Origin of the sequence: Aeromonas sp. FDAARGOS 1409, assembly GCF_019048705.1 — a bacterium.
GTDB lineage: Bacteria > Pseudomonadota > Gammaproteobacteria > Enterobacterales > Aeromonadaceae > Aeromonas > Aeromonas sanarellii.
The window spans coordinates 2,613,849-2,638,846 of sequence record NZ_CP077395.1 but is presented as its reverse complement, the minus strand read 5'-3'; the positions used below and the strand labels follow the sequence as shown (position 1 = coordinate 2,638,846).

Below are 24,998 nucleotides of genomic sequence, written 5' to 3'. Positions count from 1 at the left end.
AGGATCAATTCAGGGGTGTTTGTCCGCTATGCTGCGTTCGAGCTCTTCCAGCTCGGCCTCGCCATCGATGCGCACGCCCCCCCGGGTCACCAGATGCATCTCTGTCTTGACGCCGTCAGGGCGCTTGATCTTGTCGACTATCTTGAGCGCCACGTTCTCCTTGGTACGCCCCATCTTGGCGTGGAAGGTGGGCAGGTCCTCCACGAAGACCAGCAGGTTCTCCGGCATCTCCACCGGAATGATGTCGCCGGGCCTCAGCTCCATCAGCTCCCGCAGGGAGAGCTCGGTCTCCAGCAGCTTGGCCCTCAGCTCCACCTTGACGTCCATGATCTCGTCGCGCAGGGCCTTGCTCCAGCGCACGTCGGTGTCGCCCTTGTCGCTCTGCACCCCGGCATCGAGCAACTCGCGGATGGGCTCCAACATGGAGTAGGGCATGGCCACGTGAAAATCGCCGCCACCGCCGTCCAGCTCGATGTGGAAGGAGCTCACCACTATCACCTCGGTGGGGCTGACGATGTTCGCCATGGCCGGGTTCACCTCGGAATCGAGGTACTCGAAGCCCACGTCCATCACCGGCGCCCAGGCATCCTTGTAGTCCTCGAACACCAGCTTGAGCAGCATCTGGATTATGCGCCGCTCGGTGGGGGTGAACTCGCGCCCCTCGATCTTGGCGTGGTAGCGGCCATCACCGCCGAAGAAGTTCTCCACCAGGATGAAGACGAGGCGGGCCTCCATGGTGATGAGCGCCGTGCCCTTCAAGGGGCGGAAGCGCACCATGTTCAGGCTGGTCGGCACGAACAGGGTGTGCACGTACTCGCCGAACTTCAGCATCTGCACGCCGTTGATCGACACCTCCGCGGTGCGCCGCATCATGTTGAACAGGCTGATGCGCATGTGGCGGGCGAAGCGTTCGTTCACCAGCTCCAGGGTCGGCATGCGGCCACGGACGATGCGGTCCTGGGAAGAAAAGTCGAACTGGGTGATGCCGGGATCCCCGGCAGGCCCTAACTCTTCCTCTTCGACATCATCGACACCGTGCAGCAGGGCATCAATTTCGTCCTGACTTAACAGATCGCTCACGCTTCACCTTTTATTGCATGACAAAGCCGGTAAACAGCACTTGTTCGATTACGGGGGAAGAGACCAGGTCGTTCAGCACCCGGCGACACTCTTCCAGCGAGTCCTGTCGCAGCTTCTCCTTACCTTCGAAGGTCATCAGCTGTTCGGCGGTCGCCGCGCTGAAGACCCGCAGCAGGGTGCCTTCGATCAGGGGAATATTCTGTTTGGCCAGGGTCTCGTCGGGGGCCCCCCGCACCATCAGCTGGATCTTGATCTGCACCAGCCGATCCCGCTGGCTGCCCGCCACGTTGAACACGAAGGGGCGCGGCATGCCCACATAGAGCGAGGGCTGGGGCGTGTTGGCCTCAGGCTTGGCCTCGGCCTGCTCGGCCGGCGGTGTATCCGAGCCGGCGAACATGAACCAGGCGCCGGCCCCGCCGCCGCCCAGCAGGACGACAACCAGGGCGACTATCATGATCAACTTCTTTTTCTTGGCCGCCGCCGGGTCTTTCAGCGTCAGCTCGTTATCCTCTGCCATCCCTTGTCCACCCTAGTCTTAAACTTGTTCGGTATCATAAACTTACTTATGAATGCATCAAGCATAGAAATCGATCCCGGCATCGTTTGCCGATTCCACCAGCAGGCTCAGGGTGCGGGACCCGCCCTCGCCCCCCGTCTGCTCGCCGCCACCGAAGCCGCCCCCCCCCTGCTGACCCTGACCACCGAAGGCTGACTGGCCCTGGGATTGCTGCTGGGCCTGCTGCTGCGACTGCTGCTGCACCTGGGTCTGGCCGAGCTGGATCCCCTGTCCCGCCAGCATCTCCCTCAGCCGCGGCATGGCCTGCTCCAGCATCTCCCGGGTCTGGCCATGCTGCACCACGAAGTGGACGTTGGCCTGGCTGGAGGCATCAATCTGGATCTGGATCTTCATCTTGCCAAGGCCCAGGGGGTCGAGCTGGATCTCCGCCTGTTGCAGCTTGTCCGCCAGCATCAGGTTCACCTTCTGGTGCAACTGGGCCGGCGCCTCCGGGGTCGCCAGCTTGAGGTGGGGCAGGCTCTGGGGCTCCCGCCGTGCGGCGAGCTCGGCCGCGGGCTTGCTCTCGCCAGCCGCCGTCTGGGCAGGCGGCAGGGAGGCCGTGGCGTCGGTCTGTCCCGCCCCCTTGGTCTCAACCCCGCCAGGCTTGCCCACTTCGTCCAGGGACCCCTTCATATCGCTCTTCTTGAACTCGGCGGCAACCTTGACCATCGCGGGGGCCGACTCCATCTGCTGGATGCCGGCCGACAAGGCCGTCAGAGAGGCCTGGGGCCCCTGGGACTCCTGGCGTGCCAGGATCTGTTGCGGCGCCGCCAGCGTCGGCTCCGGGGTGCTCACGGGGGCGGCTGCCGGGCTGGGGCTGCCGGTCTGAGCCGTATTCTGTTCCGGCTTGGTCGTATTCTGTTCGAGCCTGGCTGCCTGCACCGGCTTGTTCTCCGGTGCGTCCTGAGCCGAGCCGGGCTTGCCGTCCCCGGTCGTGCCCGTCAGCCCGTCCCGGGTGCTGGCCTCACGGCGCAGGTTCCCAGCGGCATTGGGCGCGTCACCCTGGGCTGTCACCTGGCTGTCCAGACCAACCTTAACCAGCCCCTCGCCGAAGGACCTGGCCGCACCGGCCTGCGCCGTTGGGGCTTCGAGGTGTACCGCAGTGCCGGTTCCCTTGTCAGCAGCGGCCTCCGGGCTCGGGATCACTTTTGATAGCAAAGCCGCCCGCTCCGCGCCGGACAGGGGGGATGGCCCCTCGGTCTTGGCCCGTGTGGCGCCAGTGTCGGCGGCCTTGTCTGTACCCTTCTCCGTGCCTTTCTCTGCAATCTGGTCGGGAGCGGCGGATCCGAGCTCTACGTCGCTCGCCACAAGGGCGTCTGCCAGGGTCCCTTGTCCCCCCTTGCTTGCGCCAGCCTCGGTCGTAGCAGATTTATCCACGCTCTGGACATCACCGCGCACCGCGGTTTGCGTCGTCTCGCCGTCCGCTGCTAGTGCAGGCTCAGCCTTTGCGAATCCGGTCTGAGCCAGGGCGCCTCTGGCAAGGTCGCTTTGTGTCACGTCGCCCTGTGCCTGGCCACTCTGTATCGGGCCACGGGCTGTCGCCACGGTCTGTGCCAGATCTGTTTGTGCCAAGCCAGTTTCTGCCAACGCGTTCTGCATCGGACCACGCGCCGTCGCCACGGTCTGGACCGGATCGGTCTGTGCCAGCTCGGTCAGTCCTGCGCTGCCCGGCACAGGGCCGCTCGGCGGCATCGGTGCAGGCTTTGCGGTAACGCCCTTGCCTTCGGCACCGGGCCCGGACAGGGCACGGGACTCGACCAGCGGCTGCGACTCGGGCGGCAAGTCATTGCCGTCGACGGGCGCACTCTCTCCCTGAGGTGAAGGAGGCACGGCGGGGTGCACCAGGCTCACGTCCTGACGCAGGGAGGCCTGCAACTGCTGAAGGAAATCGTCGGGGGGCAGACCCGGCTCGTCACCTGAGGCCTTGGCGGCTTGGGTCTCCTCACCAGCCAGCTCGCCAGACGCCAAAGATTTGGCATCAGCGCCGTTCGTCTGCGGGATATCGTCACTCACCTGGGGCGTCATCGCGGCCTGACTGGCGGGGGCATTGCCCATCAGCTGGGCCCTGACCATGGCGTCGGAGAAGGCAACCTTGCCATCGACCGGCAGCTGACCCCCCTCTACTCCCCCGATGGGAAGCGCCGAGGACGCACTGCTGTCGCTGGAAAGCACCTGAGCGGGCGTTTTAATCAACTGGGTCTGTATCATGCTGGGATCCCTGGCGACGATTCGGTGATGACAGCACGAGCAGCGGGGTAGGCCACGTGCCCGTTCAGACTATGGAAAGCAAGTTACAGGCCAGATTGGTGGTACCGACGCTGGATGGCGTAATCGTCCAGCATCTTCTGCTCCTGGCGCTGGGCCTTCTGGCGCACCTTGTCCGCCTTCTTCTCCAGCAGCAGCTCCACCGCCTTGCGCCGCTGCTGGGCCTCGAGCCACTGGGTACGGCACTGGGCCAGCGCCTCGCGCACCTGAAGCACCCCCTGGTACTGCTGGGTGGCTGCATTCTCGAGCTTGTTGATGAAGGCGTGATATTGGCTGTTCTGTTGGGGGCTGATCCCCTGCAGACCGCGGTCGGTCCACTGCTGGTGGTAGATCTGGCGGTATTGATTCAGCGCCTCTTGCTGCTCCATAAACAGCTTCAAGTCCTGCTGCGCCTTGGCCAGCGCCATGGCGGCCTGGTTCTCGGCCTCCACCAATCGGGTCGCCAGCAACTCCAATCCTTTACTCATCTCGGCACTCCAGCGGCATTATCGGCTCAACGCATCAATGGCATGGCGACCATGTGCAGGGATTGCAGGCCTTCGTCGTAGGGAATGACCTCGCGCATCTTCTGTTGCAAGAACTGATCCAGATAGGGTTTCTGGATGATGGCCCGGTCGATCCTGGAATCCGATCCCTGGCTGTAGGCGCCTATGGTGATGAGATCCCGGTTCTGCTGGTAGAGGGAGTAGAACTGCTTGAAGGTGCGCGCCAGCTCCATGTGCTCCGGCGAGGTGACCATGGGCATGACCCGGCTGATGGACTTCTCGATGTCGATGGCCGGGTAGTGCCCCGCATCCGCCAGCTCCCGCGCCAGCACGATGTGGCCGTCGAGGATGGCCCGCGCCGCATCGGCGATGGGATCCTGCAGATCGTCCCCCTCCGTCAGCACGGTGAAAAACGCCGTGATGGAACCCTGACCGTCGCTGCCGTTGCCAGCCCGCTCCACCAGCGCCGGCAATTTGGCAAATACCGAGGGTGGATAGCCCTTGGTGGCCGGCGGCTCTCCCACCGCCAGGGCAATTTCGCGCTGGGCCTGGGCGTAACGGGTGAGGGAGTCCATCAGCAGCAACACGTTGAGCCCCTGATCCCGGAAGTATTCTGCGATGGCGAGCGCCGTCTCGCACCCCTTGAGACGCATCAGCGGGGAGGCATCGGCGGGGGCCGCCACCACCACGGCGCGCTCGCGCCCCTCGGCGCCGAGGATCTCCTCGATGAACTCCTTCACCTCCCGGCCCCGCTCGCCGATGAGGCCCACCACCACCACGTCCGCCACCGAGCCCCGGGTCATCATGCCGAGCAGCACGGACTTGCCGACGCCGGAGCCGGCAAACAGCCCCATGCGCTGGCCCTGGCCCACTGTGAGCACGGCGTTGATGGCGCGCACCCCCACGTCCATCGGCTGATGGATGGGGCGGCGGGCCAGCGGGTTGATGCGGTGCTGGGCGAACTGCACCGTCTGGGAGGAGATGATGGGGCCCATCCCGTCCAGGGGCTGGCCGATGCCGTCGATGACGCGCCCGAGCAGGTTCATGCCCACCGGAATGCCGTGATCCTCGGTGACGGGCACCACGCGGGCGCCGGGAATGACCCCCTTGAGCTGTTCGCTCGGCATCAGGAACAGGCGATCGCCGGAGAAGCCCACCACCTCGGCCTCCAGGGCCCCATCCTGGGTGTCGATCCGGCACAGGGAGCCGATGGCGGCGCGGCAGCCGATGGCCTCCAGGGTCAGCCCCACCACCCGGGTGAGCTTGCCCGCCACCGGCGGTATGGGGGCCTGATCGCGCACCCGGTAGCCTTGCAGCCGGTTGAGCAGGGATGCAGTCATGTCGCCTCCGAAGATAGGATGCCCTGGGTGTTCAAGCGCCAGACCACGGCTCAGCCCGCATTGTCGCGCAGGAAATTGCGCAGCAGTTGATCGATGCGTCCCGAGAGGGCGAGATCGATGCTGGAGAGCTCGGTGGCGAGCTGCAGATCGCCGGGAGAGAGGGTGGGATCGCTTTGCAGCCGCCAGTGACGCCTGACGCACTCCTCGGCGCCGAAGGCCTGCTCCACCCGGGTCACATCGTCAGGATGCAGCATCAGGGTGACCCCCTGCTCGGCGGCGGGCAGCAGGGCCAGCCCCTGCTTGAGGGCCTCCAGCAACAATGTCGGGGAGGTTTGCGCCTCATGGCGGATAAGGGCGCGGGCGAGCTGCTGCACTAGGGTGATGAGCTGCTGCTCCACCGCCCCATCCAGTTCGCTGAGCGGCGTGGCGAGGCGGGTGGCGAGCGCCTGCCAGCGGGCCACCTCCTGCTCCACCTGATCCCGGCCCAGGGCGAGCCCCTCTTCCCTGCCCTGCTCCAGACCCGCCTGGTGGCCCTGTTGCAGCCCCTCCAGCTTGCCCTCTTCCAGCCCCTTGGCGAAGCCGGCTTCCCGGCCTTCGCGCATGCCCTCCTCCCAGGCGGCCTGGCGAATCGCCTCCACCTCCTCGGCGGTGATGCTGGGGGCGGGCTCCTCCACAGGGGCATCCGGCGGGAGCTCGGGAGCCTGCTCCTGGCGATACCAGTCCGGGGCCAGCCCCAGGGCGTTGGTCTCGACTTCGGCCTCGGTCTCCATCTCGGGCCAGCCCCAGGCTTCAATCTGCGCCTCGTCAGCCTCGGGCCTGAGGTAACCGCGCAGCTTGTTGTTCTTGTTGTTCATGTGCCGAAGACACTCCTATCGAGAGCCGGATGCAGGGCCCGACATCATCGCACATATGATGGCCGATGGCTTAGAGGAACTCTTCGCCACCGCCGGCCCCCAGCATGATCTCGCCCGCATCCGCCAGACGGCGGGCGGTGGAGAGGATCTCCTTCTGGGCGGCCTCCACCTCGGAGACCCGGATCGGCCCCATGGCCTCCAGGTCGTCCGCCAGCATCTCGGCGGCCCGCTTGGACATGTTCTTGAAGACCTTCTCCCGCATCTGGTCGTCCGACCCCTTGAGGGCCCGTTGCAGCAGATCCCCCGGCACTTCCCGCAGCAGGGTCTGGATGCCGCGATCGTCCACGTCGATGAGGTTCTCGAACACGAACATCAGATCCTGGATCTGCTGGCTCATCTCCTCGTCCGACTCGCGGATGGAGTCCATCAGCTGGCCTTCGATGTTGGTGTCCAGGTAGTTCATGATGTTGGCGGCGGCCTTGAGGCCACCCATCTTGGCCGCCTGGGCGCCCGCCGCACCGGCGAACTGCTTCTCCATGATGTCGTTCAATTCTTGCAGCGCCGCCGGTTGCACCTCTTCCAGGTTGGCGATCCGCATCACCAGATCCAGGCGCACCTGCTCCGGGAACTGGCTCAGGATCTCGGCGGACTGCTCCGGCTCCAGGTAGGAGAGGACTATGGTCTGGATCTGCGGGTGCTCGTTCTGAATGATGCTGGCCACCTGGCGCGCATCCATCCACTTGAGGGAGTCGAGGCCGCGGGCACCCGAGCCCAGGATGATCTGATCCACCAGGTTGCTGGCCTTGTCCTCCCCGAGCGCCGCCACCAGGGCCTTGCGCACGAAGTCTTCGCTGCCGATGCCGATGTTGGTGTATTTCTGGATGTCGTCGATAAATTGACGATGCACCGCCGCCACCCGGTCGTGACTGAAATCCGACATGGAGGCCATGGACATGCCGAGCCGCTGCACCTGCTTGGGCTCGAGGTGGCGGAAGATCTGGGCGGCATCTTCCTCGCTCAGGCTCAGCATCAGTACCGCCGCCATCTCCATCCCGCTCATCTGATCCAGGATCTGACGCTGGGTATCGGTAATCTCGTTACCGGTGACTTGGGTTTTCTTCTCTTCAGGCATCTCGATTCGTTACCCATTCTTTGATGACCTGAGCGGCCAGGTCGGGTTCGTTTGCTACCAGGGCGCGCACGGCCTTGAGCAGGTCCTCGTCACGGTGCAGATCCGGCAGCTTCAGCTGGCCATCCCGCAGACCGAACACGGGTTCGGCCTCGGCCTGGGCCGCCAGCAGGCTCAGTTCGTCGTCCCCACCCAGCACGGTGTGGTTGTCGAAGTCCAGCTCCCCTTCCGGCTTGGCATCCGGGTAGAGCAGGCGCTTGAGCATGGGCCTTACCACGGTGACGATGAGCACTATGATGACCAGCACGGAGGCGGCGATGCGCACCGCGCGCCAGAACCAGGGCTGCTCGTAGAGCGGCGTCTCGGCGACGGCTTCCAGCTCCGGACGGTTGAACGGGATGGCGACCACTTCCAGGGTATCGCCCCGGGTCACGTCGAAACCCAGGCCGCCGCTCAGCAGACGGCGCAGGGTATCGAGTTCGGCCTGGCTGCGGGCCTCCCGGGTCACGGCCCCGTCGGCACCGGGGACGGCCTTGTAGTCCACCGCCACCGACACCGTCATGCGGCGAATGCCGCCCTGCTGGCGCCGGATGTGGCTCACGGTGGTGTCCAGTTCGAAGTTGCGGGTCGCCTCCTTGCGGGAACGGCCGGAAGAGCCGGTTCCCCCTTCCCCGCCGGCGGCCTGCTCGGGAATGCTGGAGGCGGCGGGCGGCTGATTGGAGAGGGCGCCGGGCACGCCGCCGTTGCTGCCGTTGGCGCTGTTCTCCTCCACCGTCATCTCGGAGCGCACGGCGGGCAGGTCTGGGTTGTAGGTCTTGCGGGTCTGCTCCTGCTGGGAGAAGTCGAGGGAGAGATCCACCTCGGCGGTGTAGTTGTCCGCCCCCAATACCGGGATCAGGATGGCGTCAATTTTTTGTTTGTATTCCAGCTCCTGCTTCTGCTGCATCGCAAACTCCTTGCGAGTCTGGGCAGAGAGGGGATCCTGGGAGCCGGAGTTGAGCAGACGACCGTTCTGATCGGTCACGGTGACGCGGGTCGGCTCCAGACCGTGAACGGCGGAGGCCACCATGTCGACGATGGAGTCCACCTCCCCCTGGCCGAGGGCGCTGCCCTTGAGGCTCAGCACCACAGTGGCGCTCGGCTTGCGCTCGTTGCGGGCGAACACGTTGTCTTTCGGGATGGCCAGCAGCACCTGGGCCTTGGCCACGTTCTGGAACTGCTCGATGGCGCTCGCCAGCTGGCGCTCGCGGCTCAGTTTCAGGCGTTCGCTCTCCATGCGCTGGCTGACGCCGAAGCTGGAGTCCTTGAGCAGGATGGCTTCCCCGTCGTTGCTGACCTCGCTGCTGCCGGCCAGGCCGGCCCGGGTCAGGCGCAGACGGATGTCCGCGTAGTTTTCGGCACTGACCAGCACGCTCTTGCCGTCGACCTGGTAGGGGATCTTTTGCTGATCCAGATAGTCGAGGGTGGAGACCAGCTCCTGGGTGTTGAAGGTGCCGAGGGGACGCATCTCCGGCTCCTTGCCCCACAGCAGGATGAAGACGGCGATGGCCAGACAGATGGTCAGCCCCAGGATCAGGGTGAGCTGGCGCAGCACATCGGTGTTGGACAGGAAGCCCAGCGCCGAGCTCTTCTGCTCGTTCTCGTCGAGGGCCGCCGCCCCCTCGTTGTTCATCAGCAGATCGCCGTTTGGATCGTTAGCCACGGTTTATGTCCTTATTGCTGACATGTTCATGATGCTCGGTCGCCATAGGCCCGAGTTACACCGGCATGTTCATGATGGTCTTGTAGGCGTCGACCATCTTGTTGCGCACCTGCACCGTCGCCTCGAAGGCGATGGAGGATTTCTGCCCGGCGATCATCACCTCGGAGAGATCCACCGACTTGTCACCCAGATCGAACCGGGTGCGCAGATCGTTGGCGCTGCCCTGCAACTCGTTGACGTTGTCGAGGGCCTGCTGGAGCATCTGGCCGAAGTCCGAATTGACCGGACGACCGGGCTGGGTCAGCGGCGTGGCACCGGCTTCCACCCTGAGAGCCTGCATCTCTTGCATCAGACTGCTTGCGCTTATTTCCATCTTCCCTTCCCAGACAAATCATTGACACTGGCAAGCCTTAAGCAATTAGAGTGCCAATCAGGAAGGATCCGTAAAAGCCTCACGGCAACGGCAGGCCCTGCCGCCATGGTCAGCCTCACCGCCAGGGATGGACCCGACCGGCAGACATAAAAATGGCCCGCAGGGTGCGGGCCATCATCAGGACGGATCCTGAGGTTATTGAGTCAGATCCTCGTCGATCCAGTATTTGGATCCCGTGACGCTGACGCCGTACAGCAGCCCCTTCTCCCCAAGCTGGTAGATGGCCATGCCCCCGTTGTAACCCGAGTCGAGGGAGGCGCTCTCCTTGCCGGCCACCACCCCCGCCTCCGAGGTCGCCTCCCAGCCCTTGTTCACGAAGTTGTCGAAGGTCTGCTTGGTCTCGAACAACATCACCTGCTGGTAGAACTTGCCGCCGAAGCCAGCCGCCATGCCGGCGCCGAACATCTTCATGTAGGTGTGCTTGCCGCTGGCGCGGTTGACCGCCACCCCGGATCCCTGGTTGGTGTGCACCATCAGGGAGAACTTGCGCGAATCGAACACCGCATAGCCATAAGCCTTGTCAAACAACAGCTTGGCAGAGGGCTGCTCGTTGAACAGCCGCACCAGGGCGGTATCGGCCATGGTGTCGAGGGCGGTGCGGGCCTCCTCCGGGGTCTTGGGCTCGAGCATGGTGTCGAGCTTCTTGTCGGCGGCCGCCAGCCACTCCTTGCCGGTGGCCGCGCTCTCCGCCGTCCAGGCACCGGCCTTGTTGTAGGCCTCGGCCCCCCAGTTGGAGACAGACTCCCAGGTCTCCTTGGAAAAATCGGTGATCCCCTTCCACGCCTCCTTGCCGGTATCGCTCACCGCGGTACCGAGTTCGGAGGCGGCCTCCTTCAACTTCGCCCAGTCGGCATGGCCGGGGGTCGACGCCAGCACCAGGGTGGCGGCAATCAGCCAGGATCGGCTCTTCATGATCAGCTCCTCTTTCGTTGTGCCAAGACTCAGCCTAACAGACTCAAGCTTACTCGAAGAAGGGCTTGATTCTCTCCCGTTCAGCCTGCGTCAATGAAACCACCACGGGCCCGTTCCCGTCCTTTCCGGGCAGGCACACGGCCGCACGGGGGCAGGCCTTGCCGTGGCGCGAAAGAATGTTCGGACCAGCGACGCCAGTTGTATAGTTTTTGGTTAGCCATTCCGGTAAAATCCGCGCCCTTGAATAAGAGCCACCTAAGAGTGATTGAGCGATGTCCAACACAAAACAGGCCCCCAAAGTAGGATTCGTCTCCTTGGGTTGCCCCAAAAACCTGGTCGATTCCGAGCGCATCCTGACCCAGCTGCGTACCGAAGGGTACGACGTGGTGCCCAGCTATGACGATGCGGAGCTGGTGGTGGTCAACACCTGCGGCTTCATCGACAGTGCGGTGCAGGAGTCCCTGGAAGCCATCGGCGAGGCCCTGGCCGAGAACGGCAAGGTGATCGTCACCGGCTGCCTGGGTGCCAAAGAGAACCAGATCCGCGAGATCCACCCCAAGGTGCTCGAGATCACCGGTCCCCACGCCTATGAAGAGGTGCTGGGCCACGTTCACAAGTACGTGGAAAAGCCGACCCACAACCCCTTCACCAGCCTGGTGCCGGCCCAGGGCGTCAAGCTGACCCCGCGCCACTACGCCTATCTCAAGATTTCCGAAGGCTGCAACCACCGCTGCACCTTCTGCATCATCCCCTCCATGCGCGGGGATCTGGTGAGCCGCCCCATCGGCGAGGTGCTGGCCGAGGCCAAGCGCCTGAAAGAGGCCGGCGTGAAGGAGATCCTGGTGATCTCCCAGGACACCTCCGCCTACGGCGTCGACGTCAAGCACCGCACCGGTTTCTACGACGGCATGCCGGTCAAGACCAGCATGGTGGCCCTGTGCGAGGAGCTCTCCAAGCTCGGCATGTGGGTGCGCCTGCACTACGTCTACCCCTACCCGCACGTGGATGACGTCATCCCCCTGATGCGCGACGGCAAGATCCTCCCCTACCTGGACATACCGCTGCAGCACGCCAGCCCGCGCATCCTCAAGCTGATGAAGCGCCCCGGCTCCGTCGAGCGCACCCTGGAGCGCATCCAGAAGTGGCGCGAGATCTGCCCCGAGATCACCCTGCGCTCCACCTTCATCGTCGGCTTCCCCGGCGAGACCGAGGAAGAGTTCCAGATGCTGTTGGACTTCATCGACAAGGCGGAGCTGGATCGGGTCGGCTGCTTCAAGTACAGCCCGGTCGAGGGCGCCAAGGCCAACGAGCTGCCGGATCCGGTGCCGGCCGAGGTGCAGGAGGAGCGCTTCCAGCGCTTCATGGAGCTGCAGCAGCAGGTCTCCATCCGCAAGCTCGCCCGCAAGGTCGGCAAGGAGATGCTGGTGCTGATCGACGAGGTGGACGAAGAGGGTGCCACCGGCCGCTCCACCGCCGATGCCCCCGAGATCGACGGCCTGGTCTACCTGAACGGTGAGACCGGCCTCAAGCCCGGCGACATGGTCAAGGTTCGCATCGACGAGGCGGACGAGTACGACCTCTGGGCCAGCCTGGTCGAGTAATCTCCCAGAACATCCCTCAAGCCAGTCAGCCACCGCTGACTGGCTTTTTTATTGCCCTCGACTCCCCGACCTCCGGCCATGCCTCCCTTGGGACTGAGTGTGGCAGAGCGCCCTTCGCCTCGGCCCCTCTCTGGCCGTGAACCGGCGCACAGTTTCGCCTCACCTCGCATCCTGCTTCTTTCCCGGTCAAAAAAAAGCCACCATGGCGGAGAAAAAACGAGCACGATCCAGTTCACACTATCGTCGTCACGCTGTCAAAACAGGTGACTTCGTATTTTGTGAGAATTAATGCAACTGTATAATTTAAAAGGATTAAAAATACATTTTGACGATATTGACGAGAGTTCTCGGGTTTTTACGATATCGACGAAATGAAGAGTTGTTGTCTTCCTGTTAATTCTGCTTTTCTAATGGCGTTGGACGACACAACTACAAGGGTGCAAAACCTGACCAACACAGAGGGCCGGTATCCAAGCATGCGATCTCGGCGCTCCATTCCAAACATGGAAGACCAATAAGAAAGGAAAAAATATGCTTGCCAAAGTATCCAAAATCGCTACCTCAGTCATGCTGGGAACCCTGATGCTCGGTGCCGCCGGCACCGCCATGGCCGCCGACAACAAGACGGTGCTGACCCTGGTCGCCCAGCAGGAAACCGCATGGGTCAAGAACTTCAACCCCTTCCTGCAGGCCGGTCTGCTGCACACCACCCGCCACTTCATCTATGAGCCCCTGGTGATCTTCAACGATATGCAGGGTGGCAAACCCGTCTATCGTCTGGCCACCCACTACGCCTTCAGCGATGACCTGAAGTCCGTCACCTTCGATCTCCGTGAAGGGGTCAAGTGGTCAGACGGCGAAGGCTTCGACGCCGACGACGTGCTCTTCTCCTTCAACCTGGTCAAGGCCAACAAGGCCCTGGACGAACGCTCCATCTGGACCCAGGTGAAGAGTGTCGAGAAGCTGGGCCAGTACAAGGTCAAGTTCGATCTGGCGGCCGTCAACACCAACGTGGTGAACGACATCGTGCTGGTGCCCATCGTCCCCGAGCACCAGTGGAAGTCGGTGAAGGACCCGGTCGCCTTCACCAACGACAAGCCGGTCGGCAGCGGCCCCTTCACCGAGGTGGACAACTTCTCCGCCCAGCTCTACACCCAGTGCCGCAACCCGCACTACTGGGACAACGCCAACCTCGCCATCGACTGCCTGCGCATGCCGCAGATGGCCACCAACGACCAGGTGCTGGCCGCCGTGATGAAGGGTGATGTGGACTGGTTCGGCTCCTTCGTGCCGGACATCGAGCGCCTCTACGTCGGCAACGATCCCAAGAACAACAAGTACTGGTTCCCCGCCTCCGGCACTGTGGCGTTCAACGTCAACTTCCAGAGCAAGCACCCCGGCAACCACGAAGCCTTCAACGACATCAACTTCCGCCGCGCCTTCTCCATGGCCATGGACCGCCAGTCCATGGTGGACATCGCGGGCTACGGCTACCCCACCGTCAACGAGTACCCGTCAGGGCTTGGCAAGGCATTCGCTTCCTGGGACAACCCGGACGTCGAGAAGAAGTACGGCAAGTACAACAAGTTCGACCTGGAAGGGGCCAAGGCCCTGCTGAAACAGGCGGGCTACAAGGACTGTGACGGCGACAAGTTCCTCGACACCCCGAGCTGCAAGAAGATCGAGTTCAAGGTGCTGGTGCCAAACGGCTGGACCGACTGGGTCAACACCGTCCAGATCGGGGTCGAAGGCCTGCAGGCCCTGGGCCTGAACGCCAAGACCGCCACCCCGGAAGCCACCGTCTGGACCGAGTCCCTGATCACCGGTGACTTCGACGTCGCCCTGCAGGGTTACTTTGCCGGTGCCAACCCGCACAAGTACTTCGAGACCGCTTTCCACTCCCGCAACATGGGTGAGCGCGGCAACCGCTTCGCGGCGCCCCGCTACAAGGATCCCGAGCTCGACAAGCTGATCGACGACTTCACCCAGACCGCCGATGCGGCCAAGCAGAAGGAGATCATGTTCGCCATCCAGGAGCGTGTCGGGGCCAACCAGACAATCATCCCGGTGTTCAACAACCCGACCTGGTACGAATACAGCACCAAGCGCTTCAATGGCTGGTTCAGTGCCGACAACCCGGTCGCCAAGCCGCAGGTTCACCCGGACACTCCGGAGCGTCTGCTGCACGTGCTGTCACTCAAGCCAAACAGCTAATCACCCCGGCCCCCTGCGGGGGGCCCTCTTCCCCGCCATGTCTTCCATCCCCCGCACCTGCCGGGGTTGGGGGAGCTTTGCCCGGCGCGGGGCAGGCTTGCAGTAAAAGGTATCACCATGGGATTTATACTTAGACGCTTCTCCTTCTATCTGGTCGCCTTCCTGGTGGCCGCCACCATCAACTTCCTGCTACCCAGAGCCATGCCGGGGGACCCCGTCTCCGTCATGTTTGCCCGGGCCGGCGCCATGATGGAACCCGCCGCGCTGGAAGCCCTCAAAGCCACCTTCGGTTTCGTGGACGGCCCCATCGGCACCCAGTTTCTCACCTATGTGAAGAGCGTCTTCACCTGGGATCTCGGCACCTCGGTGCGCTACTACCCCCAACCGGTTGCCGACGTCCTCGGCCGCGCCATCGGCTGGACCCTGTTCCTGGTGGGCACCTCCACCATTCTGAGCTTCTCCATCGGCTCCATCGTCGGCATCTTCGCCGCCTGGTACCGGGGCGGACGCATGGACAGCATCCTCTCCCCACTCACCCTCGTGATGCAGGCCATCCCCCCCGTGGTGGTCTCCCTGCTCGCCCTCTTCCTGTTCGGAGTCAGCCTCGGCTGGCTGCCCATCGGCTACGCCTACAGCCCCGAGATCCCCGCCGACTTTGGCTGGGAACACATCAAGAGCATCCTGCTGCACGCCATCATGCCGGTGGGCACCCTGGCGCTGGTACAGGTGGGTGGTTTCCTTATCACCATGCGCAACAACATGATCAACCTGCTGGGCGAGGACTACATCACCATGGCCAAGGCCAAGGGGCTCTCCAGCAACCGGGTGATCTTCAACTACGGCGCCCGCAACGCCGTGCTGCCCAGCGTCACCGCCCTCTCCATGGCGCTGGGCTTCGTCATCGGCGGATCCCTCATCACCGAGGTGATCTTCAACTACCCCGGCCTGGGACTGACCCTCTATCAGGGCATCCTGGCCCGTGACTACCCCCTCATCCAGGGGCAACTGCTCATCATGACCATCACCATGCTCAGCTTCAACTTCCTGGCGGACGTGCTCTACGTCTTCCTGGATCCCCGCCTGCGTACAGGAGGCAAATAAGATGCGTATGCCGACTATCTTGAAAATCCTGCTGGGCAACAAGAAGGCCGCCTTCGGCCTCGCCATCGTGGTCACCTTCGTGCTGATGGCCCTGTTCGCCCCGCTGCTCGCCAGCAACGAGCCCACCAAGCGGGTCGCCCGCCCCCACCAGCCCCCCAGCGTGGAGCTGGTGATGGGATCGAACCGCATGGGCCACGATCTCTGGGCCCAGTTCACCCACGGTGCCCGCATCTCCCTGCTGGTTGGCTTCGGGGCAGGCCTGCTGGTCTGCGCCCTGGCCATCACGGTCGGCATCACCGCCGGCTACTTCGGCGGCGTGGTGGACGAGTGCCTCACCTTCCTGATGAACGTGGTGCTGGTGATCCCGAACCTCCCCCTGTTGCTGGTGCTGGCGAGCTTTATCGGGGAGGCGTCGCCCATGGTGATAGCCCTCATCATCGGCTTTACCTCCTGGGCCTATGGTGCCCGCGTCATCCGCGCCCAGACCCTGGCCCTGCGGGAGAAGGAGTTCGTCATCGCCGCCGAGGTATTGGGGGAGCCGGCCTGGCGCATCATTTTGGTGGAGATACTGCCGAACCTCATCTCCATCATCGGGGTGAGCTTCATCGGATCCATCATCTACGCCATCGTCACCGAGGCGACCCTGGAGTTCCTGGGGCTCGGCGATCCGACCGTGGTGAGCTGGGGCATCATGCTCTACAACGCCCAGACCTCGAGCGCCATCCTGGTGGGTGCCTGGTGGGAGGTCCTGGCCCCCTGCTTCGCCATCGCCGCCCTGGGGGCGGGTCTGGCCATGCTCAACTTCGCCATCGACGAGATTGCAAACCCCCAGCTGCGTTCCCACAAGGGCCTCAATCGCTGGAAGAAACTGAACGCCCCGACCCAGCTGAACGCCGAGGAGAAGGTCGCATGAAATCGCAACAACCCCTGCTGTCGGTGCGCCAGCTCTGCGTCGACTACATCACCGAGAACGGCGACGTGCGCGCCGTCAACTCGGTCAGTTTTGACATCATGCCGGGTGAGGTGTTCGGCCTCGCTGGCGAGTCCGGCTGCGGCAAGTCCACCGTCGCCTTCTCGGTGGCGCGCCTGCACAAGCCGCCCGCCTACATCAGCGGCGGCGAGATCCGCTTCAAGGGGGAGAACATCCTCGCCTTCGACGACGAGCGGCTGCGCAGCTACCGCTGGCGCCAGGCGAGCGTGGTGTTCCAGTCCGCCATGAACGCCCTCAATCCGGTGCTGCGCATGGAGGAGCAGTTCTGCGACGTGCTGCTGGCCCACAACCCCGGCATGACCCGCTATGAGGCGATCAAACGTGCCCAGGAGCTGCTGGAGATCGTCGACATCCACCCGAGCCGGCTCAAGGACTACCCGCACCAGTTCTCCGGCGGCATGCGCCAGCGGCTGGTGATCGCCATCGCCATGGCCCTCAACCCCGAGCTGCTCATCATGGACGAGCCCACCACGGCGCTGGACGTGGTGGTGCAGCGGGAGATCCTGCAGAAGGTCTATGCCCTCAAGGAGAAGTTCAACTTCTCCATCCTCTTCATCACCCACGACCTCTCCTTGATGGTCGAGTTCTGTGACCGCATCGGCATCATGTACGCGGGGGAACTGGTGGAGGTGGCGCCGGCCAAGGCGATCCTGACCTCGCCCCTGCACCCCTACACCCGGGGCCTTGGCAACTCCTTCCCCCCCCTGCACGGGCCCAAGACCGTGCTGGAGGGGATCCCTGGCAGCCCCCTCAACCTGCTGGAGGTGCCGGTGGGCTGCCGCTTCCAGGCACGCTGCAGCAAGGTGCACGAGCGCTGCCGCCAGGAATACACCCGGCTGGCCGAGATCCGGCCCGGCCAACAGGCTGCCTGCCACCTTCATGAGGCAGCAGAGGAACAACCGGATCTTCCGATCCATCTGGACAAGGCCGCTGGCTGTTAAGGATGTCTGTCATGCAAATCGCCCAAACCGACGCGCCCATCATCGAGGTCCAGCACCTCTACAAGGACTTCGCCGTCAACTCCAACGCCATCAAGAGCGGCAAGATGCGGGCGCTGTCCGACATCACCTTCAACCTGCACCGGGGCCGCGCCCTGGCGGTGGTGGGGGAATCCGGCTCCGGCAAGAGCACCATCGCCAAGATCATCGCCAAGATGTACAAGCTCTCCAACGGCCGCATCCTCTACCGAGGCCGGGATCTGGAGGAGTTCAACAAGGGCACCGCCCTGCTGGACTATCGCCAGAGCGTGCAGATGGTGTGGCAGGATCCGTTCGGTTCGTTGAATCCGACCCACACCATCTACCACCACATCGCCCGCCCCCTGCTGCTGCACAGCAAGGTGAGCGACAAGCGGGATCTGCCCGACATGGTCTATGCCCTCCTCGAAAAGGTGGGGCTGACCCCGGCCAAGGCGACCGCGGCCAAGTACCCGCACCAGCTCTCCGGCGGCCAGCGCCAGCGGGTCAACATCGCCCGCAACCTGGCGGTGGAGGCGGAAGTGGTGCTGGCGGACGAGCCCACCTCCATGCTCGACGTCTCCATTCGCATCGGCATCCTCAACCTGATGGAACAGATGAAGAACGAGCTCGGCGTCTCCATGCTCTACATCACCCACGACATCGCCACCGCCCGCTACGTGGCCGAAGATCTGGCGGTCATGTACGTGGGGCACATGGTGGAGTGGGGAGAGGTGGACGAGATCCTGCACCACCCCCAGCACCCCTACACCCAGTTGCTCATCTCGGCGGTGCCCGATCCCGAGAAGAGCATCCACACCGAGCTGGAGGGAGGCCGCAAGGGGGAGATCCCGCTCTGGACCCCGGAATCCCGCGGCTGCCCCTTCGCCGGGCGCTGCCATCAGGCCATGCCCCGCTGCAAGGAGAGCCTGCCGCCGGTGACCCGGCTCGCCGACAACCACTTCGTGCGCTGCTACCTGCACGACTAACCCGACCCGCGGGCGGCCTGCCGCCCGCCCTCTCGGCCAGACAGAGGAACAAGCGCGCGATGGAACTCTTGATCAACCAGGTGGGTTACGAATGTGACGGGGAGAAGAGCGCCCTGCTGCAGTGTGGCGCCGCCCTCGATATCCGCGGCCACGTCAGGCTGCTGCGCCAGGAGGACGACCACCTCCTGCTGGAGACGCCGCTGGTGGCGGCGGGGAGCGTCCCCGGCTGGCAGGGGCGCCACTACTGGCGGGCCGACTTCTCCGCCTTCACCGAGCCCGGCCACTACCGGCTGGAGGCCGTCGTGACCACGGGAGCGCAGGAGCGTCTGGTGCGCTCCCCCCCCTTTGCCATCGGCCGGGGGCTGCTCGCGAGCCGCTGCCTCTCCGACGTCATCCACTACTTCAAGGGGCAGCGCGCCAGCGGCGCCTTCGACCGGGCGGACCGCAGGGCACGCCTCTTTGGCACCGATCAGCGCCGTGACGTACATGGCGGCTGGTTCGACGCCAGCGGCGACATGAGCAAGTACCTGAGCCACCTCTCCTACGCCAACTACCTCAACCCCCAGCAGACCCCCATGGTGGTGTGGGCCCTGCTCAAGTGCCGGGAACTCCTGGCCCCGCGTCGCGACATCGACGGGGTGAACCTCTGCAAGCGCCTCAATGACGAGGGGCTGCACGGAGCGGATTTTCTCTGCCGGATGCAGGACGAGAGAGGCTTCTTCTACATGACCCTGTTCGACAAGTGGAGCAAGGATCCCGAGCAGCGGGAGCTGTGCGCCTACGCCACCCAGCAGGGGATCAAGTCCGCCCACTGGCAGGCGGGCTTTCGCCAGGGGGGTGGCATGGCCATCGCCGCCCTGGCCCGCGCCGCCCGGGAACCGAGCGGCGGCGACGTCGACACCAGCCACTACGCCGAGGCGGCCAGACGCGGCTACCTGCACCTGCGCGAGCACAACCTCGCCTACCTGGACGACGGGGTCGAGAACATCATCGACGACTACTGCACCCTGCTGGCGGCGGTCGAGCTCACCAGAACGCTAGGCCCCGAGTGGCTCGCCGAGGCGCGGGACAGGGCAGGCAGGCTGTGCGCCCGCCAGCGCCCCCACCCCGAGTTCGGCCACCATTGGGCCGCCAACGACGATGGATCTCGCCCCTACTACCACGCCGCCGAGGCGGGACTGCCGGTGCTGGCGCTGCTGGAATATCTAAGCGTTGAGCCGGATCCGGCGCGCCAGTGGGCGGCCCGGACCGTCGCCGAGCAGGCAATGGCGGCCGAGCTGGCCCTCGCGGCCCGGGCAGGCAACCCCTTCGCCCTGGCCCGCCAGTATGTGAAAGGGGTCGATGAGGCGCCCCGCGTCAGCTTTTTCATGCCCCACCACAACGAATCCGGTTACTGGTGGCAGGGGGAGAACGCCCGGCTGGCGTCGCTGGCCGCCATGGCCTTCGCCGCCGCAGAGCAACTGCCGCAACAGAGCCGGTTGCTTCGCACCTTCGGCCAACACCAGCTCGACTGGATCCTGGGGAGAAACCCCTTCAACGCCTGCATGCTGGCGGGGCAGGGCATCAACAACCCGGAATACACCGCCGGCTACCCCAATGCACAGGGGGGGATCTGCAACGGCATCACCGCCGGCTTCGATGACGAAAATGACGTGGCCTTTATTCCCGAGGCCTACAAGGATCGGCTGGATCAGAACTGGCGCTGGGGCGAACAGTGGATACCCCACGCCGCCTGGTTCGCTTTGGCCATCAGCTGGCAGAGCGCACAAGGAGGCCACCATGATTGAGAGCGGTTCAAACATCACTGGCACCGGGGAGAGCCCTGGATCCTCCATACCGCCAGCCAGGTTTGCCCTGGCCATCACCTGGCAAAGCGCGCAGGGAGGTCACCATGATTGAGTTCTGGGTCGGGGTGGACGGCGGCGGCACCCATACCCGGGCCCGCATCCGCGATCGGGCCGGCAGGCTGCTGGGGGAAGGCCGGGCGGCCGGCTCCAATCTGGAGCTGGGCATCGCGCTCGCCCACGGCAACGTGTTGACCGCCATCGAACTGGCTCGCATCGAGGCCGGTTTGGGCGAAGATGCACAGCAGCGGATGGGAGTCGGACTTGCGCTCGCCTCCGCCGAGCTCGCCGACTGCTATCACGCCATGCTGACCATGCCTTTCCCGTTTGCGAGGGTGAAGCTCACCTCCGACGCCTTTGGTGCCTGCCTCGGCGCCTTCGGCGGCCAGGAGGGGGCCATCCTGATCGCGGGCACCGGCTCCGCCGGGCTCATCTACCGCGATGGCCGGCTGCGCACCTGCTCGGGTCGCGGCTTCCCCGTCTCGGATCTCGGCAGCGGCGCTTGGCTGGGGCTGCGCGCCATCCAGCAGTCCCTGCTCTGCCACGACGGCATCCTGCCCCCCAGCACCCTGGCGGTGCGGCTGATGGATCACTTCAGGCGGGATCAGGCGGAGGTGGTGCGCTGGGCCGCCCGCGCCCTGCCTGCGGACTACGGCCGCTTCGCCCCCTGGGTGTTCGATGCCGCGAGCGACGGGGACGAGCTCGCCACCGCCCTGCTGGATGAGACCTGTGCCCAGCTCGGCATGCTGCTGGAGGGCATGACCCAGCTCGGGGCGGACCGGATCGCCCTGCTGGGCGGCATCGGCATGCGCCTCGCACCTCGCCTCGCCCGTTTCAACCTGGTGACCCCCAAGGCCGATGCCCTTGACGGCGCCATCCTGTTTGCCCAATCAGAGGAATACCCATGTCTGCACCCCTGATCCATACCCAGGTCGATCACCGCGACGGTGAGGACGTCTGGTTCCGCCTCACCCTGAGCCAGTTGCCGGGCGTGCCCTGGAAACTGCACTTCTGCCTGGCCCGGCACATAGACGCGAGCTCGGTTGAGGGCGGGACACTGGAGCGCCAGAGCGGCAGCTACAAGGTGCTGGTGCCCCATGAAGGGGTGAGCGAACTGCGTTTCTGCTGCCGCAAGACCCCCGTCAAGCGCCTCTCCGATCTGCCCAAGGGCTTCTTCCTGAGCCTGATGGAGGGCGAGGGACGGCTGCAACCCGTAGTGCTGGCGGGGGAAGCGCTCGGCCTGCCCTCCCCGCCGCCCGCCGCCCCCGATCTGCCCGAGGTGGAGGCCGCCAACGGCATAGTGCCCCAGCCAGCCCATCTGATTTATACCGATGGCAACTTCCGGCTGGCGGAGCGCGCCCACGTCGACGGCCCCGTCCCCCTCGCCCCCCTGCTCGCCCATTTCAACGAGCTGACGGGCCTGGCCCTGACCCAGGATCACGATGCGGAGATCCACCTCGTCGAGGCGCCGCTCCCTCAGGAAGGGTATGAACTCTCCATCACCACGGAGGAGATCCGCATCCGGGCCGCCGGCGAGACGGGCTGGCGCCACGGTCTGGTGACCCTGGCCCAGTGGTATCTGCAGCACGGCGAGAGCCTGCCCTGCCTCGAGGTCAGGGATGCGCCGCGCTTCGGTTTTCGCGGCATCTTTCTCGACTGCGCCCGTCACTTCCACTCCATCGCCACCCTCAAGCGCCTGCTCAAGCAGATGAGCCTCTACAAGTTCAACCGCTTCCACTGGCACCTGACCGATGACGAGGGGTGGCGCCTGGAGATCAAGGCCTTCCCCCGCCTCACCGAGGTGGCGGCCTGGCGCGGCCATGGGCTGGCGATCGATCCCCAGCTGAGCGGCGGCCCCGACCCCTATGGCGGCTACTACACCCAGAGCGAGGTGCGCGAGCTGGTAGCCTATGCCGCCGGGCTCGGCATCACCATCATCCCGGAGATAGACATCCCGGGGCACTGCCACGCCGCCATCAAGGCGCTGCCCGAACTGCTGCGGGAAGAGGCCGACCGCTCGTGCTACCTCTCGGTGCAATATTTCGATGACAACGTGCTCAACCCGGCGCTGCCAGGCACCTATGAGTTCCTGGAGACGGTGATGGACGAGGTGTGCGCGCTCTTCCCGGGGCCCCAGGTGCACATGGGGGGAGACGAGGTGCCGACCGGCGTCTGGACCGACAGCCCCGCCTGCCGACAGTTGATGACAGAGCAGGACTACACCGATTGCCGCGAGCTGCAGGGCCACCTGCTGCGCCACTGCCAGCACTATCTGGCCGCCAGGGGCAAGCAGATGCTGGGCTGGGAGGAGATACTGCACGGGGACAAGGTGAGCCGGGAGGCCGTCATCTGTGCCTGGACCAGCTTCCAGGCCGGGCTGGACGCGGCGGCGGCAGGCTATCCCGTGGTGATGGCGCCGGCCCAGCACCTCTATCTGGATCTCGCCTGGAGCCAGGACATCCACGAACCGGGGCTCTACTGGGCGGGCACCCTCAATCTCGAGCAGGTCCATGCCTGCGATCCTGCTCCGGCCGATTTCCATGCCAACGATAACATCCTGGGGGTGCTGAGCCCCTTGTGGTCGGAACTGATCACCTCTCGCGATCGTCTCGACTACATGTTGTTCCCGCGCCTGCTGGCCACGGCCGAAGTGGCCTGGAGCGACCCCGCCCGCAAGGCGTGGGCTCACTTCGCGGCCCGCCTGCCCGGCCAGCTGCAGATCCTCGACCAGTTGCAGGTGCGTTACCGGGTGCCACAGAGGTAGTGTTATCTTTCTCTTTTCGGCGACCTCCTGGTCGCCGTTTTTTTACCCATTGACAACAAAAACCCAACCTAAGCCCTACTTTTAACCCGCCTTTATTGGCAGAATAGGGCCCACGATGGAACCGGCCAGGCACAAGGTCAGCGTTTCATCCGCTCAATCACAATAACAATCAGCATGAATATCGGAGCTTATCCCTATGGCCCGCAGAGACGTCCAGACACTGGACAGCGAAGTGGAGTTTCCTGCCGACGTACAACTCGTGTCCACCACGGACTTGCGCGGCGTCATCACCTACGCCAACCCCGCCTTCTGCCGGATCGCCGGCTATCGGGTCGATGAACTGGTCGGTCACAATCACAACCTGGTGCGTCACCCCGACATGCCCAAGGCCGCCTTCGCCGATCTCTGGGCCCGCCTCAAGGAGGGCAATCCGTGGCGCGGCGTGGTCAAGAACCGCTGCAAGGATGGCCGCTACTACTGGGTCGACGCCTATGTGACCCCCATCTACGAGCACGGCAAGATAAGCGGTTACCAGTCGGTGCGCTGCAAGCCCGAGCCCCGGCTCAAGCAGGCCGCCGCCCAGGCCTATCAGGCCCTGCTCAAGGCCGAGCGGGGGGAAGCCCGCAAGCTCCCCTCCCTGCAGCCCTTCAGGCCTCTGCTGCTCGGTGTGCCTCTGCTGGGGCTGCTGGCCTGGGCCGCCCTCACCCAGGGGGCCCTCACCGTGCTGCTGATGCTGTTGCCCCCGATCGCCATCGCCGGCGCCTACTGGCGCGAGCTCATCGCCCTGCCGCGCTATCTCAGGCAGCTCGGCCAGCAATACGACAGCCTGACCCGGCTGGTCTATTCCGGTGACGCCCCGGGCGCCATCGCCGACTTCCACCTCAAGATGCTGCAGGCCAGGATCCGCACCGTGCTGGGCCGGGTCGACGACGCCACCCATCCTCTGCAGGCCCTGGCGACCGATCTGCAGGACTCCTCCCACCGGGCCTTCCTCGACATCAACGAGCAGGATGCCCAGACCCAGCAGATGGCCGCCGCCATGACCCAGATGGCCAGCACGGCCCACGAAATCGCCCGCAACATCCAGGACACCAACGGCCAGGTGACGGAGGCGCGCAGCAGCTGCCAGAACACCGTCATGCAGCTGGATCAGACCCAGCAGCAGATGACGCAACTGGCCAGGCAGGCGGAGCAGGCCTTCCACTCCGCGGTGGAGCTGGCCAGCGAGTCGGAGCGGATCGGCAGCGTCATGGGGGAGATCCAGGGCATCGCCGAACAGACCAACCTGCTGGCGCTGAACGCCGCCATCGAGGCGGCCCGGGCCGGGGAGCAGGGCCGCGGCTTCGCCGTGGTGGCGGACGAGGTGCGCACCCTGTCGACCCGCACCCACAAGGCGACCGAGCAGATCCAGGGCAGCATCCGCCAGATCCAGCAGACCCTCGAGCGCTGGCAGGGCATGATGCAGGACAATCTGGCCCAGACCCGGGAGTGCGTCGAGATGACCCGCCAGGGCTCGGGCAACCTGCACCAAGTGCTGGAGGAGATCGATCAGGTGACCGAGTTCTCCACCCAGATCGCCGCCGCCGCGGAACAGCAGCAGGTGGTGGTGGAGGAGATCAGCCGCAACATCCACCAGATCTCCGAATACTCCCGCGCCAACAGCCAGAAGATCCGGGCGGTGGACGACTCCAGCCAGGAGCTGCTCAAGCGCGCCAGCGAGCTCAGGGGGCTGAGCCAGACCTTCGGCTGACGGATTGCAAGCCATATGACGGAAGCGCCACA

The 24,998-nt window shown here is 64.7% G+C and carries 20 protein-coding genes; 10 read left to right on the top strand and 10 right to left on the bottom strand.

The window, feature by feature from the left end:
- Positions 1 to 9: 9 nt before the first annotated feature.
- The 10 genes from fliM to I6L39_RS12520 all read right to left on the bottom strand — a co-directional run bounded on the left by fliM (position 10) and on the right by I6L39_RS12520 (position 10,756).
- A complete protein-coding gene (fliM, locus tag I6L39_RS12565) occupies positions 10 to 1,080 on the bottom strand; it encodes a flagellar motor switch protein FliM (RefSeq protein ID WP_042076826.1) in 1,071 nt (356 codons plus the stop codon).
- Positions 1,081 to 1,090: 10 nt separating this feature from the next.
- On the bottom strand, positions 1,091 to 1,597 hold the full coding sequence (gene fliL, locus I6L39_RS12560) for a flagellar basal body-associated protein FliL (protein WP_209793468.1): 507 nt from the start codon (positions 1,595 to 1,597) through the stop codon (positions 1,091 to 1,093).
- A gap of 57 nt (positions 1,598 to 1,654) precedes the next feature.
- A complete protein-coding gene (locus I6L39_RS12555; RefSeq protein WP_216989828.1) occupies positions 1,655 to 3,844 on the bottom strand; it encodes a flagellar hook-length control protein FliK in 2,190 nt (729 codons plus the stop codon).
- An 83-nt stretch (positions 3,845 to 3,927) separates the two neighbouring features.
- A complete protein-coding gene (gene fliJ / locus I6L39_RS12550; RefSeq protein ID WP_104455532.1) occupies positions 3,928 to 4,368 on the bottom strand; it encodes a flagellar export protein FliJ in 441 nt (146 codons plus the stop codon).
- 26 nt (positions 4,369 to 4,394) lie between these two features.
- Positions 4,395 to 5,726: a flagellar protein export ATPase FliI gene (fliI, locus tag I6L39_RS12545; RefSeq protein WP_216989827.1), complete on the bottom strand. Its 1,332-nt coding sequence runs from the start codon at positions 5,724 to 5,726 to the stop codon at positions 4,395 to 4,397.
- A gap of 50 nt (positions 5,727 to 5,776) precedes the next feature.
- A complete protein-coding gene (gene fliH, locus I6L39_RS12540) occupies positions 5,777 to 6,580 on the bottom strand; it encodes a flagellar assembly protein FliH (protein ID WP_216989826.1) in 804 nt (267 codons plus the stop codon).
- 70 nt (positions 6,581 to 6,650) lie between these two features.
- Positions 6,651 to 7,712 carry a flagellar motor switch protein FliG gene (gene fliG / locus I6L39_RS12535; protein WP_042076986.1) on the bottom strand — a complete coding sequence of 354 codons (1,062 nt, stop codon included), beginning with the start codon at positions 7,710 to 7,712 and terminating at the stop codon, positions 6,651 to 6,653.
- The gene (gene fliF, locus I6L39_RS12530; RefSeq protein ID WP_216989825.1) at positions 7,705 to 9,411 is read right to left on the bottom strand and encodes a flagellar basal-body MS-ring/collar protein FliF; all 1,707 of its coding nucleotides are present in this window, start codon (positions 9,409 to 9,411) and stop codon (positions 7,705 to 7,707) included. The genes fliG and fliF overlap by 8 nt, the downstream gene beginning before the upstream one ends.
- A 55-nt stretch (positions 9,412 to 9,466) precedes the next feature.
- Complete coding sequence (gene fliE, locus I6L39_RS12525) at positions 9,467 to 9,784, bottom strand: flagellar hook-basal body complex protein FliE (protein ID WP_042076988.1); 318 nt, start codon at positions 9,782 to 9,784, stop codon at positions 9,467 to 9,469.
- 195 nt (positions 9,785 to 9,979) lie between these two features.
- Positions 9,980 to 10,756 (bottom strand): lipoprotein, encoded by a 777-nt coding sequence (locus I6L39_RS12520; RefSeq protein WP_042076989.1) that lies wholly within the window; start codon positions 10,754 to 10,756, stop codon positions 9,980 to 9,982.
- Between the two features lie 272 nt (positions 10,757 to 11,028).
- Here I6L39_RS12520 and rimO point away from each other — a divergent pair, with 272 nt between their 5' ends.
- The 10 genes from rimO to I6L39_RS12470 all read left to right on the top strand — a co-directional run bounded on the left by rimO (position 11,029) and on the right by I6L39_RS12470 (position 24,966).
- Positions 11,029 to 12,357 (top strand): 30S ribosomal protein S12 methylthiotransferase RimO, encoded by a 1,329-nt coding sequence (gene rimO, locus I6L39_RS12515; protein WP_216989824.1) that lies wholly within the window; start codon positions 11,029 to 11,031, stop codon positions 12,355 to 12,357.
- 531 nt (positions 12,358 to 12,888) lie between these two features.
- Positions 12,889 to 14,571, top strand: a complete 1,683-nt coding sequence (locus I6L39_RS12510; RefSeq protein ID WP_216989823.1) for an ABC transporter substrate-binding protein — start codon at positions 12,889 to 12,891, stop codon at positions 14,569 to 14,571.
- A gap of 117 nt (positions 14,572 to 14,688) precedes the next feature.
- Positions 14,689 to 15,672 (top strand): ABC transporter permease, encoded by a 984-nt coding sequence (locus tag I6L39_RS12505; RefSeq protein WP_216989822.1) that lies wholly within the window; start codon positions 14,689 to 14,691, stop codon positions 15,670 to 15,672.
- 1 nt (position 15,673) lies between these two features.
- Entirely contained in the window at positions 15,674 to 16,585 is a 912-nt protein-coding gene (locus I6L39_RS12500) for an ABC transporter permease (protein ID WP_216989821.1), read from the top strand.
- Entirely contained in the window at positions 16,582 to 17,604 is a 1,023-nt protein-coding gene (locus I6L39_RS12495) for an ABC transporter ATP-binding protein (RefSeq protein ID WP_216989820.1), read from the top strand. The genes I6L39_RS12500 and I6L39_RS12495 overlap by 4 nt, the downstream gene beginning before the upstream one ends.
- Before the next feature lie 11 nt (positions 17,605 to 17,615).
- Positions 17,616 to 18,608: an ABC transporter ATP-binding protein gene (locus tag I6L39_RS12490; protein WP_216989819.1), complete on the top strand. Its 993-nt coding sequence runs from the start codon at positions 17,616 to 17,618 to the stop codon at positions 18,606 to 18,608.
- Positions 18,609 to 18,667: 59 nt separating this feature from the next.
- Positions 18,668 to 20,395 (top strand): glycoside hydrolase family 9 protein, encoded by a 1,728-nt coding sequence (locus I6L39_RS12485; protein WP_216989818.1) that lies wholly within the window; start codon positions 18,668 to 18,670, stop codon positions 20,393 to 20,395.
- A 104-nt stretch (positions 20,396 to 20,499) separates the two neighbouring features.
- Positions 20,500 to 21,372 carry a BadF/BadG/BcrA/BcrD ATPase family protein gene (locus I6L39_RS12480; protein ID WP_216989817.1) on the top strand — a complete coding sequence of 291 codons (873 nt, stop codon included), beginning with the start codon at positions 20,500 to 20,502 and terminating at the stop codon, positions 21,370 to 21,372.
- Positions 21,357 to 23,216, top strand: coding sequence for a beta-N-acetylhexosaminidase (locus tag I6L39_RS12475; protein ID WP_216989816.1), 1,860 nt, complete (start codon positions 21,357 to 21,359; stop codon positions 23,214 to 23,216). Before I6L39_RS12480 ends, I6L39_RS12475 begins: the two co-directional genes overlap by 16 nt.
- A 196-nt stretch (positions 23,217 to 23,412) precedes the next feature.
- The gene (locus tag I6L39_RS12470; RefSeq protein WP_216989815.1) at positions 23,413 to 24,966 is read left to right on the top strand and encodes a PAS domain-containing methyl-accepting chemotaxis protein; all 1,554 of its coding nucleotides are present in this window, start codon (positions 23,413 to 23,415) and stop codon (positions 24,964 to 24,966) included.
- Positions 24,967 to 24,998: the final 32 nt, after the last annotated feature.